Annotated in this window: 11 protein-coding genes; 6 read left to right on the forward strand and 5 right to left on the reverse strand. The window is 43.6% G+C overall.

Features of this window, described 5'->3' with window-relative positions; all coding sequences use genetic code 11:
• Positions 1-47 precede the first annotated feature (47 nt).
• The 3 genes from MHB79_RS16500 to MHB79_RS16510 all read right to left on the reverse strand — a co-directional run bounded on the left by MHB79_RS16500 (position 48) and on the right by MHB79_RS16510 (position 2,729).
• On the reverse strand, positions 48-647 hold the full coding sequence (locus MHB79_RS16500) for a bifunctional 4-hydroxy-2-oxoglutarate aldolase/2-dehydro-3-deoxy-phosphogluconate aldolase (RefSeq protein WP_340990255.1): 600 nt from the start codon (positions 645-647) through the stop codon (positions 48-50).
• Positions 619-1,635: a sugar kinase gene (locus MHB79_RS16505; RefSeq protein WP_340990257.1), complete on the reverse strand. Its 1,017-nt coding sequence runs from the start codon at positions 1,633-1,635 to the stop codon at positions 619-621. Before MHB79_RS16505 ends, MHB79_RS16500 begins: the two co-directional genes overlap by 29 nt.
• 83 nt (positions 1,636-1,718) lie before the next feature.
• On the reverse strand, positions 1,719-2,729 hold the full coding sequence (locus MHB79_RS16510; RefSeq protein ID WP_050944382.1) for a LacI family DNA-binding transcriptional regulator: 1,011 nt from the start codon (positions 2,727-2,729) through the stop codon (positions 1,719-1,721).
• 262 nt (positions 2,730-2,991) lie between these two features.
• On the opposite strand from MHB79_RS16510, the gene kduI reads away from it, so the two are divergent.
• From kduI to MHB79_RS16535, 5 genes are all read left to right on the forward strand, one after another.
• The gene (gene kduI, locus MHB79_RS16515) at positions 2,992-3,819 is read left to right on the forward strand and encodes a 5-dehydro-4-deoxy-D-glucuronate isomerase (RefSeq protein WP_003212793.1); all 828 of its coding nucleotides are present in this window, start codon (positions 2,992-2,994) and stop codon (positions 3,817-3,819) included.
• 4 nt (positions 3,820-3,823) lie between these two features.
• Entirely contained in the window at positions 3,824-4,597 is a 774-nt protein-coding gene (gene kduD, locus MHB79_RS16520) for a 2-dehydro-3-deoxy-D-gluconate 5-dehydrogenase KduD (protein WP_137054315.1), read from the forward strand.
• A 105-nt stretch (positions 4,598-4,702) separates the two neighbouring features.
• Complete coding sequence (locus tag MHB79_RS16525; protein WP_212045609.1) at positions 4,703-6,169, forward strand: spore germination protein; 1,467 nt, start codon at positions 4,703-4,705, stop codon at positions 6,167-6,169.
• Positions 6,170-6,172: 3 nt separating this feature from the next.
• On the forward strand, positions 6,173-7,273 hold the full coding sequence (locus MHB79_RS16530) for a GerAB/ArcD/ProY family transporter (RefSeq protein WP_050944387.1): 1,101 nt from the start codon (positions 6,173-6,175) through the stop codon (positions 7,271-7,273).
• A complete protein-coding gene (locus tag MHB79_RS16535) occupies positions 7,270-8,415 on the forward strand; it encodes a Ger(x)C family spore germination protein (protein WP_340990259.1) in 1,146 nt (381 codons plus the stop codon). Before MHB79_RS16530 ends, MHB79_RS16535 begins: the two co-directional genes overlap by 4 nt.
• 13 nt (positions 8,416-8,428) lie before the next feature.
• Here MHB79_RS16535 and MHB79_RS16540 read toward each other — a convergent pair whose 3' ends face one another.
• Positions 8,429-9,826: a bifunctional glycosyltransferase family 2 protein/class I SAM-dependent methyltransferase gene (locus MHB79_RS16540; RefSeq protein WP_340990261.1), complete on the reverse strand. Its 1,398-nt coding sequence runs from the start codon at positions 9,824-9,826 to the stop codon at positions 8,429-8,431.
• A 137-nt stretch (positions 9,827-9,963) separates the two neighbouring features.
• Positions 9,964-11,328 (reverse strand): sugar porter family MFS transporter, encoded by a 1,365-nt coding sequence (locus MHB79_RS16545; protein WP_340990263.1) that lies wholly within the window; start codon positions 11,326-11,328, stop codon positions 9,964-9,966.
• Positions 11,329-11,599: 271 nt separating this feature from the next.
• Here MHB79_RS16545 and MHB79_RS16550 point away from each other — a divergent pair, with 271 nt between their 5' ends.
• Positions 11,600-12,565 carry an LCP family protein gene (locus MHB79_RS16550; protein ID WP_003212964.1) on the forward strand — a complete coding sequence of 322 codons (966 nt, stop codon included), beginning with the start codon at positions 11,600-11,602 and terminating at the stop codon, positions 12,563-12,565.
• The last annotated feature ends 44 nt before the right edge of the window (positions 12,566-12,609 follow it).

Here is a 12,609-nt window from a genome sequence, read left to right on the forward strand (position 1 = left end):
CAAACAACCGGCATCCATCTGCCAGTTGTTCATTTGATAGCGCCTATTTATGAAGAAAGAACCGCTTGTAATTCTTCTGCTGTACTGCTTTCCAGCTGACTTCCGACCCCTACAGCCACTGCGCCTGCTTTCAGCCATTTTGGCACATCAGCTGGATGAATCCCACCCGTTGGAATAAATTCAATGTCTGGAAATGGGCCTTGTAAGTTTTTCATATAGGATAAACCGAAGGAGCCGCTTGGAAAAAGCTTGAGCAAGCAGTATCCAGCTGCTTTTGCCTGCATGATTTCACTTGGGGTGAGGACACCTGGTACATAGAGTGTGTCGTGAAATGAGAGATGCTCTCCAATGACAGGAAGATATCCTGGACTGACAATAAATTGCGAGCCTGCGTCAATGGCTGATTGCGCCTGCTGAAGGGTGGTGATTGTGCCCGCTCCAACAATCAGATCTTGCTCATGCTGAAAGGATGCGATGATGCGTTCCGCATTGGGCGTGGTATACGTCACTTCAATGGCACGAACGCCCTTTTTCTTTAAACGCTCTATGATCTTAATGCCTTCTGCTTCGCTCCCCGCTCTCACCACTGCGATCAGCTTACAAGCCGCGAGATGTTCTTTAACGCTCAAACTTGCTGACTTTCCCATATCCTTCGTCCCCCTTCATATATTCCCGTCTCTGATATCGTTTGGCGTCTTTCATAAAGGCCTGAAGCTCTTCCCGAGTAGGCAGGCCGTCCTTATCGCCTGGAGACATCACCGCAAGAGCCCCTACAGCATTGGCTCTTGTCACAGATTTTTCATATGATAAACCGTCCAGTAAACCGCTGATAACCCCCACGGCAAACCCATCACCGGCACCGACTGTATCCACGACATTTGGCACATAAAAGCCGCTCACAATCCCCTGACTGGCTGCACTTTTATAAAAGGCACCTTCTGCACCGAGCTTAATGACCACAAGCTTGACGCCTTTTTGCAAATAAACATCGGCAATCTCTTCCGGCTCGTGATAGCCTGTGAGCCTTTGCCCTTCTGCAAGCCCCGGAAAAAACCAATCTACTTGAAAAGCGATCTGATTCACTGTATGGATCATATCTTCCTCCTCTTCCCATAGCTGCAGCCGAAGGTTTGGATCAAATGAAATGGTTTTGCCTGCTTCTTTCATCTTCTGAAGAGCATGAAAAGAAAACGCTCTCATTTCATTGGATAATGCAGGTGGAATACCTGTCATATGGAGATGTCCTGCCTGTTTGAAATAATTCGCGGGAAAGTCGCTAGGACTCATTGTGCTCGCAGCAGAGCCTTTGCGATAATACGTGACGTCAGGATCTCCATCCATCACTTTGGATTTAAGTAAAATCCCTGTTTGAGACCCATCATTTGAACGGATCACTGCACTTGTATCGACTCCTTCTTTTTGAAGCTCTTCTAAAATAAATGTGCCAAGTGAATCTGCTCCGACTTTGCTCATCCATCCCACATCAAAACCTAGCCTCGCCAAACCGACTGCCACGTTACTTTCGGCACCAGCAAGCGCCTTTTGAAATGTATGCACTTGATGAAGCTCTCCGGCTTCTTTTGCGTAAAACATCGCCATTGATTCCCCAAATGTGACCGAATCCAATGCTTTCACTCATTTCTCCCCTTTCTTGGTACCGGTTTCAAATCAGTTGAAAAAGAGAGAGCATGCACGTATGTATACTCTTCTCTGTCTGTTTATAAGGATTTTCTTACGATGATTTCTCCATCAAGCTGAATGGTTTGGGGCGCACTTTCATCCCCTTCAAGCCGAGTCTTGATTTTTTGCATGGCGGCTTTCCCCATTTCATGAGATGGCTGGGCAACCGTTGTGATTCCAGGCCCAATCAGCTTATACCATTCTGTATCATCAAAGCCTGCGATGCCTATATCTTCTGGAATCTTTAACCCGAGTTCTACAAGCTCACTGATCAGCTTTAGCATAAGTAATCCATTGGCTGCTAAAATCGCTTTTTTTTGCTGGCTTGATTGTACAAAATGGACAAGCTCTTCTCGCAGTTGTTCCTTTTGTTTCAAATCAATTTCTGCAATGAGCGGCTTCTTATATTTACTCATGGCTGTCTGTTCATATGCTTCTTTTCGTTCTTCACGAGGACTGATTCCATCGACCGGTTCAGTAAAGAAGGCGATGTGCTCATAGCCTTTCTCATACATTTGTTGAAGCAACTGGATGGTGATATCACGGTTATTCGTTGTCACTGTGTCGACTTTTAGTTCAGGTAATTTCCGGTCAACAAGGACAATCGGCACACCGTTTTCCTTCAAATCCTGCAGAATGTCATTGTTCTGACCTGTCGTATTGATGATGAGCCCTTCAATATAATGTGCATTCAGCTTGAGGAGCATTTCTCGTTCTTTTTCTGGTCGGTTATCTGTGTTGCATACCATGATGCTGTATCCATATTCATCACAAATTTCTTCGACTCCGCGAAGTGTCGCTACAGAGAATGGGTTCGTAATGTCGGCTACAATGAACCCAATGACCTTGCTTTTTCTTACTTTCAAACCTTGTGCGAGCTGACTCGGACGATAATGCAGTTCCTCAATGGCTTTTTTAATTTTTTTGACCTTTTCAGTAGAAATTTCATTTGTTCTGCCATTGATATATCTGGATACAGTTGATTTTGAAACACCTGCATAAGCGGCCACTTCGTTGATGGTCACTTTCGTTTGCTTTTTCTCTTTCATTCAAAAAACTCCCACAATCAATGTCTTCTCATTTGTTTCGAAACCGATTTCAAATAACTTAAAAAGAGCATATCATAATTTCTTGAATTCCAGAAGATTTTTTTGCTTGGAGATGGCAAAAAACCATTTAAATAAACAAAAAGAAAGCGATTTCAAAATAACGGTTGACGGCATGCTCTTTTTCCTCTAAAATTTTCCTTGAAACCGATACCAAATAAAATACCCATACTTTGTTTCAGATGGAAAGGGAGGCTTATTTCAAATGGAAAATCGTTATGCTGTACATCCTGAGCAGGTCAAACGTTTTACAACAGAGGAACTTCGTCGTCATTTTCATATTCCTACACTATTCGTCAGCGGTGAATTAAAGCTCTACTATTCACATGAGGACCGCGTGGTGATTGGCGGAGTCATGCCATCTGCAGAGCCGCTCAAATTAGATGCCGGCGACTTTCTACGTACGGAATATTTCCTTGAAAGACGAGAAATCGGCATTGTAAATGTCGGCGGTCAAGGAACAGTCACTGTCGATGGTGAAGCCTTTGTACTGGAGCACAAAGATTTCTTATATATTGGGCTTGGACACGAAGATGTACAGTTTGCTAGTTCATCCGGCGAGGGAGCCAAGTTCTATCTTGTATCCGCCACGGCTCATCAAGCGTACCCTACGCAAAAAGCAGCCATCGCTGAATTAACACCGAATCACTTAGGGGAAGCGTCTGCTTCAAACGTACGAAACCTGTATCAAGTCATCCACGCAAACGGCATCCAAAGCTGTCAGCTCATGATGGGAATCACTCAGCTGGAAACCAATAACACGTGGAATACGATGCCCGCTCATATTCATGATCGGCGTATGGAAGTGTACTTATATCTTGATATCGAAGAAGATGCTCGTGTCTTTCATTTTATGGGGGAGCCATCTGAAACAAGACACCTCGTTGTGGCCAATGAGGAAGCGGTCATTTCTCCTGCCTGGTCTATTCATTCAGGCTCGGGTACAGCGAATTATTCATTTATTTGGGCGATGGCGGGCGAGAACTATACGTTTAAAGATATGGACTTTGTCCCAATGGACCAGCTGAGGTAATGTGATGACGACAGCATCCTATGTAGCGTCCCTCTTTTCTCTTGAAGGCAAAACAGCCCTTGTGACAGGCCCTGGAACCGGCATTGGGCAGGGCATTGCTGTGGCGCTTGCCAGGTCAGGCGCAGATATTATTGGCACATACCACCACACACCGCTTGAGGAAACGAAAGCGCTAGTCGAACAGGCGGGCCGCTCGTTTCATGCGGTTCAGGTTGACTTTTCCGACCCTCAAACTGCAAAGCAGGCTGTCGATGCCATGTTACAAAAGCATACGATCGATATTTTAATCAATAATGCTGGCACCATTAAAAGAGAGCAGGCCGCTCATTATTCAGAGGAAGATTGGCATACGGTCATGGATGTGAATATCAATAGTCTCTTTTTCCTCACCCAAAGGGTTGGGCGGCAGATGCTGAAAAATGGGCAAGGGAAAATCGTCAATATCGCCTCCCTTCTATCGTTTCAAGGCGGCGTCTTTGTCCCCGCTTATACAGCAAGTAAACACGCAGTCGCAGGGCTGACGAAGGCTTTTGCAAACGAATGGGCGAACCAGCATATACAAGTGAATGCGATCGCTCCTGGTTACATTTCGACCAATAACACGCAAGCCATTCGGGACGATGAGAATCGAAATGAAGAGATTCTCAAACGAATCCCTGCCGGGCGCTGGGGAAAGCCTGAGGATCTAGCCGGTGCGGCTGTTTTCCTTAGCTCACCAGCCTCCGATTATATGAACGGTCATATTTTAGCGGTTGATGGCGGCTGGCTTGCGAGATAAACAGACGAGAGAATTCCTATTTGCAGGGATTCTCTTTTTTCTATTTGCATAATTCTCCACCATCCGAGTCACTCTATAAAAAACATGACATGAGGGTGAGGTATTATGAAAAGTCGTATTGAACAAGATATAGCGTCCGTCATCAAGCGCGTCAAAAGCTTTGCTGGGAAAAGTGATGATATCGTGTTCCACTCATTTTCATTTGGCCCTTCTGCTATCTCTGCATGTCTCATGTACGTTGAAGGACTCACAGAATTTGAGATGATTTCCAAACAAATCATTTCACCCATGCAAAAGGAACTGGCTATCACCGAGGTTGATTCTAGTACGCTTCCAGCCCTGTCTAAAACGTTCTTTGGCATCCAAAATGACGTGCTGGAGGATATGAACCTTGCCATCGAGCAGTTATATAACGGCAGGGCTATTTTATTTGTAGATGGCGCGACTCAAGCACTTGCGCTCCAAACGAACCTTTTTCAATTTAGAGAAGTAGAAGAGCCACAATCGGAAGTCCTTGTAAGAGGGCCTCGGATCGGTTTTATTGAAAATCTTGAAAAAAACACGGCTTTGATCCGTGAGCGGGCAAACGACCCAAACCTTGTCATTCAAAAGGTAAATGTAGGTACTCGCAATAAGAAGTCCGCAGCCCTTGTGTACGTTCGTGATATTGTTGACCCTAAATTAGTAGAAGATGTTTTATCACGTATGACCGAAATCAAAATGGATGACATCCCTGAAACCGGCTATATTGAACAGCTAATTGAGGACAGCCACATCTCCATTTTTCCGCAGATTCAAAATACAGAACGTCCTGACCGAGTGATTGCATCTGTGCTTGAAGGAAAAGTGTCAATTTTACTCGATGGCACTCCTTTTGCGCTCATTTTACCGATGACCTTTACAGCCTTGATGCAATCACCTGAAGATTATTATCAGAGATGGACTAGCGCGACTCTTTTACGTTTACTCCGTTATATCGCCGTGCTGCTCACGATTTTTTTACCTGGGCTTTACATTGCACTTGTCTCTTATCATCCAGGCTTATTACCCACACGGATGGCACTCACCATCGCAGGCAGCCGGCAGAATGTTCCGTTCCCTCCTGTTGTTGAGGCGATTCTTATGTCTTTTACGATAGAGCTGCTGCGGGAAGCTGGACTTCGGCTTCCTAGAGCCATCGGGCAGACAATTGGGCTCATTGGCGGCGTCATCATTGGTCAGGCGGCTGTCCAAGCCAATATCGTCAGTGCCTTAATGGTGATTATTGTGTCGCTGACTGCACTTGCTGACTTTACGGCACCATCCTATGACTTTAGTTTCCCACTACGCATCTTGCGGTTTATGGCTATTTTCAGTTCAGCGATGTTTGGGTTATATGGCTTAATCATGTGTTATTTATTTGTGCTTTGTCACCTGATGCAATTAAAGACCTTTGGTTTTGACTATTTCACACCTGTTTTGTCTTCACCGTTTTCAGATTTAAAGGATACGTACGTACGTTTACCAATTGGGCTATTTAAATCGAGACCGAAAACAGCAAAAATAAAAAATCTCAAAAGACAAGGAGATTAAACGATGTACAGAGCTGAGAAGCTATCATTGTTACAAGTCACCATTCTGTGCAGCTCTACAATGATAGGCGCTGGAATTTTAACCATTCCTCGCAGTTCTGCCAATTCAGGATTCCCTGATGGCTGGATCATTGTATTAATACAGGGAGTCATCTTTGCTTTCGTTGCTTTTTTGTTAGGATGGATTGCTGAAAAAAATGCGCCGGATACTATTTTTGAGTCAAATAGAAAAGGAGCCGGTGCCATCATTGGCACGTTCTTTAATTTAATGCTGATTGCCTATTTACTAGGCATTGTCGGTTTTGAAGCGCGTGTACTCGGGGAAGTTGTCCAATTTTTCCTGCTGGAATCGACTCCCATGGCAGTGATTGTGATGATTTTTCTTCTCGTGGCGATCTATCATTTGAAAAGTGGTATCTTTCCAGTCGTCAAAATGGTCACGTACATTTATCCCATCGCCTTGATCATTTACATTGGGCTCATGCTGTTTTGTCTGAAAATATTTGATTTTGATTATTTACGTCCTGTCATGGCGCACGGGTTTAAAGATTTCAGTAATTTGTTCTCTCAAACATTTATTCAATTTACAGGCTTTGAGGTCATTTTGTTTGTTGTACCACTCATTTATAAAGACAAATGGTCGAAGGCGAAATGGGCCGCTGCCATTGGAGTTGGAATTACAACCCTCGTGTACTCGCTCACACTTTTTATTGTGATTGGCTCCATGACAGTGGGAGAAACAAAATCCCTCACCTGGCCCACTGTCTCACTCATTCAAGCACTAGAACTTGAAGGGGTCTTCATTGAAAGATTTGATATTTTTTTACTGACGATCTGGACGTGCCAGCAGTTTATTTGCATGCTTGGCTTTTTCCAATTTGCCATTAAAGGATGCCACACAGTATTTAAGACGACCAATGTAACGAGACTGCTTTGGCTGCTGTTTTTGATTACCTCTGCCCTCTCTTTATTTCCGAAAAATATCAATGAAGTCTTTTACTACTCTACTTTACTCGGCTACGCATTGTTCGCGGTTTTAGCCATTCCTTTTATTACAGCTGTTCTGCTGATGATACGCAAAAAATGGGGAGGTCGTTCTGCATGAGAGGAAGGCGTGTACTGTTATTCTTTTTTTCCTGCTGCCTTTTTCTTCTATCAGCAGGATGCTGGGATTTAAAGGATATTGAAAAACTATCGTTTGTACGCGGTGTTGGTATTGATGAGGAAGACGAGGATGGCGTTAAGCTGACCTACCAAAACCTTGTACCGAAAACAGGCGGAACACAAGAAGCCGATTCTCCCAGCTATGTGAATGTTGTCTCGAAGGGAAAAAATGTGCTGGAGGCTGTCAGTAATGTCGCCTTGAAGGACCCGCCGATCTATAGTGATCACTTGAAAATCTTTTTGTTTGGTAAAACTCAGGCGGAGCATCACGATATTCAAGGAACACTCAATCATTTTATTCGAGATGATGAGGTTCGGCGCAGCAGCTATCTCCTTGTGACACGAGGAGATGCGTCAAAAGTCGTCAACCAAAAATTGAAATCACAGCAAAAGGTCCCAGTTGAGCATATCTTCGAAACATCTAAAAATCGAAGCTTTAACGGAAAGATCGTACCGCCAACACGTATTGGCCGGGCGTCTGATTACTTTCAGATGGGCGTTAGCTTCCTTGTGCAAAGTGTAGATGTGATCGACAGTGAACTTATTTATGATGGGGCAGGTATCATACATGGGAAAACGCGAAAGTTGATCGATTTTATCCCAGCAAATGATGTCCAATCTTTAAACTGGGTGATGGACCGTATCTCAGGCGGCGTTGTACCTGCCACCTACAAAGGTTATCCGATAACGTATGAAATTAAAAAAGCAAAAACGAAGGTCGAGCCCTATCTGAAAGATGGAAAGGTTTCCTTTAAAATTAACATACAAACAAATGGAAAATTGTCTGAGGATCAAAATCCTCCTGAAAACTCATTCGATGAGCAGTACATCAAACGATATGAGCGGATCTTTGCTCATAAAATTAAAGAACGCATTCAAAAAGCGGTCCATCATGTGCAAAAAGAAGTGGGCGTTGATCCCATATTTTTTAACCAGCAGTTCCGTATGAAATATCCTGACTATTGGGATCAGCATGGTACCGAGTGGGATAGGCTCTTCCAAGAAGCAGCTATTGATTACGATGTCAAAGTCAGCATCTTGAACTTTGGTGCAGAAGGTGCAACAAAAAGCTTTAAATGGTAAAGCAAAAAGGCGGTTATCCCGAAGGGGAGCCGCCTTTTTTACGCACGACGATGAGAAGCTGATACAAGGTCACTTGATCAGTCAACGCTTTTGTTTGAAAGCCAAGTGACGCTCCTACTCTTGCCACCTCGTCAAAAAACAATTGGACGTTTTGATCAATCGGAACATTGATCCTCTGCTCAATCGCCCGTTCAAACAAATGATCTGGGAAAAGCGCACGCATTGTGTTTGGTGTGAAGAACCTCAGGTGACCTCGGTCTAAAATTCCTACATCTTGATACGTAAAATCCCCTGTCATTAACGGGAGAAGCACCTCTGCATGCATCATATTGGGCAGGCAGCAAATGATCACACCGCCTGGCTTTAAAGATGCGTGCGCTTGTTCAATGATGTGCCAAGGATCTGACACATGCTCTAAAACATCCGAAAAAATGACCGCATCAAAAAAAGCCTCTTTCTCTAACCATGGGTACTCATCCGCTTTTGCCTCGATGACTTCTTTGTAATATGCCTTTGCGATGGCTGCTTTTAATGGATCAGCCTCTACTCCGTACATGTCAACAGACTGCCGATTCATTAGTTCAAGCCCTGTTGCTCCTGCGCCGCATCCCGCATCCAGTACACAAACAGCATCTTCAGGCAGCAGAGCCACAAAGTACGGATGAGGGGTCATCAAATTAAGATCAATGCCCCATTTATCTAAAAACCGAAGCCTGTTCTCTGCAAACAATGTAGAGATGTTCGTTTCTTGATTCGCTCGAAAGGTTGCATGACCGTGATGATGCACAAATGAATCGTGAACGATTTGAAGCTGATATCCCTTCAGCAAGGATCTCAAACAAAGGTCGTCATCCTCAAAAGATCCATACACGAACCGCTCATCAAATAAACCCACCTCTTCAATAAGCTCTCTTTTCACAAGCAGACAAAACCCCACAAGCCGATGTACATAAGTTCTCTGACCTTTTTTTACAGCCGTATAATTCTTAGCAAATGCTGGTAGCTCCTTTACATCTGTATACGTTGGCTCGACCATTTGAGGACCGCTCACATAATTGGAGACTGGCCCTACCATCCCGATACGTTCTGATGCAAATAACGCCTCTTTTAATGGAGAAAGCCAGTTTTCCGTGACGATCGTGTCGTTATTTAAAAAGAGAATGCTATCCCCAGTCGCTTTTTTTGCTCCTTGATTACAGCCCTTTGCAAAGCCTCGATTTTCTGCATTTTCTATGAAAATCACATCTTTCAGCTCTCTCACATATTCCTTCGTCCCGTCGGTTGACGCATTATCAACGATGATGAGTTCATATTGGTCACTTCGGGTATGCTGCTTGATGCTGTCGATACATTTTTTCGTTAAATGCAGTTCATTGTATGTCAGGATGACAATGCTCGTTTTCCCTTTCATCTCATTTCCACCTTTCGCCCGCCTATTCCATATGTATGTCATATGCAGCACGTTCAGAAGATGAGAGATTGTCCTTTCTTGATTAAACGTTTGTTTAACAAAGAAAAACCAGCTGCATGCGGGCAGCCGGTCATTGTTCACACCGTTTTTCCTTCGTCACCTGTAACGGAACGGTTCCTCTTTTTTAAATCTTCTTCAATTTCTTCAAGACTTTTCCCTTTCGTTTCAGTCACCATATATTTCACAAACAAGAAGGCGCCTACGCCGATGACCGCGTAAATAAGGAAAAGGTTACTGATACCCATCGCGCTTAGTAAAGTTGGGAATGTAAGCGAGATGATTAAATTCCCTGTATGAAGAAGGAAGGTAGAGACGCCTGTACCGATTCCTCGGACATGTACCGGAAACAGCTCAGGAAGCATAACCCAAACGACAGGACCCCAGCTGACAGCAAAGATGACGATAAAGAGCCCTAAACAAATAATAGTCGTCCATCCTGCAACTGTTGACCCCTCGAAAAATCGATTGACCACTGACAGGACTATTAAACTAAGGACCATGCCAGCATTCCCAAATAAGAGCAACGCTTTACGCCCTACACGGTCAATGATTTTAATCGCCACAAACGTCATGACAACATTCACTGCCCCAATTCCGACGGTTCCTAAAATGGCCGCTGAATTACCAAAACCAACGCTTGTGAATGTTTTTGGTGCATAGTAAATAATCGTATTGGTACCGATAAACTGCTGCAGAAAGGCAAGACCGACACCAGCGATTAATGCCGGGCGTACCCATGGCTCAAATAATTCCTTAAAACCGCCTTTTTCTTCACTTTCCGCCTGTTGAATGTCTGAAATTTCTTCTTCCACTTCTTGCTTACTTTTTCTGAGTTTAGATAATATCTCTTTCGCACGGTCTGCCTGACCATGGACAAACAGCCAGCGGGGGCTTTCTGGCATAAACATAATCCCACATAATAAAAACACAGAAGGCACGACCGCAATTCCAAGCATCAGGCGCCATGCCTCTGCATCCGCTAAAGAGTAATTCACAATATAGGCGAGAAGAATACCAAATGTGATCATGAGCTGGTTTAATGAGGACAGTGCACCTCTCGATTCCTTTGGAGCAAGTTCAGATAAATATAATGGAACAATCGTGGTCGAGCACCCGACAGCAAGTCCTAGCACAATTCGGAATAAGACCATCACTTCCGTATTCGGAGCAAGGGCTGTACCAAATCCGCCGATAATAAATAAAATCGCTGCGGCGATGATGGCTTTTTTCCGCCCAAATTGATCTGTCAGCTTTCCAGATAAAGAGGAACCGAGCATCGCTCCGATTAAAATCGAGCTGACAACAAGTCCCTCTGTAAATGCGTTTAACCCTAAATCCTCTTTCATAAATAAGATGGCGCCAGAAATGACACCTGTATCATAGCCATATAAGGCGCCGCCAAGTGCGCCGAAAAAATAAAGCCATCCATTCCGATTTTTCATGTTCATAACCCCTCTTTTGTTCTGTATGTACTGGATGTTTCTCTATGAAAAATCATTTTCCTCACTTTCTGTCACTTCAAACATTTCGATGTTTTATGACAAATATATTTCATTTGCGTATCATTGAAACTTTTTACGATAAGGAAACGTCAATTAAGCGTTAGTGAAAAAAACGTCGCACTATATCCCGTTTTAAGGTATATTTGTTTTAGTTTGTAAGCAAAAAGAAGGACATCTTTACTATAAAAATCATAGCGAGGGTTTAAAATATATGGATCAATCAAGAAGCAAACGCAAAGGAAAAAAGCGTTTAAAACCATGGGTGAAAGTCACTCTATTTATAGTCGGTATCCTTTTACTGACAACCGCTTCTGTCACAGGCTATGCCTACTATAAAGTGACAAGCGCTGCAAAAAAAGCACAAGTATCTTTAGATCGCGGCGCACAATCTGTCAAACGGATTGAAGCATTCGATCCTGGGAAAGACAGCTTTTCTGTCTTGCTGCTTGGTATTGACAGCAGACCGGGCGAAACAGTGAAACAAGCACGAAGCGATGCGATGGTCTTAGCAACCGTCAATCGTACAAATAAAACCGTAAAATTATTAAGCATTCCAAGGGACTCATACGTGAATATTCCAGGGCATGGCTATGACAAAATTACACATGCACACGCATTTGGCGGTGCAGATTTAACCTTAAGTACAGTCGAAGATTTACTAGATATTCCGGTTGATTTTGTGATCCAAAGTAATTTCAAAGCATTTAAAGAGATCGTCAATGAACTAAACGGGGTCTCTATTAACGTCAAGGATGAATATGTGGTCAAACAGGTTCTAAAAGATACAAAGGGCAAGGTACAGCTTCAAACAGGAACTCATACGCTAGACGGTGATCAAGCTCTTGCATATGTGAGAACAAGAAAAGCAGATAGTGATTTAATGCGCGGGCAGCGTCAAATGGAAGTATTAAAAGCCATTTTTGATAAATCAAAATCGTTAACATCTATTCCGTCATATGACAATATCATTGATACACTTGGTGATAATGTCGCGACCAACCTTTCAATGAAAGAGCTAGTCGGGCTTTTCCCGCTTCTGACGTCATTGAAATCGGTTGATACCATTCAGCTGAAAGGCTCTGATTACCAGCCAAACGGAGTTTATTATTACCAATTGGATCAAAACCAGCTAAACGAAGTGAAGACTGAATTGAAGAAGCAGCTTGAATTATCATAAACAGAAAGCGTCCCTAAGGGGCGCTTTTTTACTTGCTGACGATG

The organism is Bacillus sp. FSL M7-0558 (assembly GCF_038003245.1).
In the GTDB taxonomy this organism is placed as follows: domain Bacteria; phylum Bacillota; class Bacilli; order Bacillales; family Bacillaceae; genus Bacillus; species Bacillus pumilus.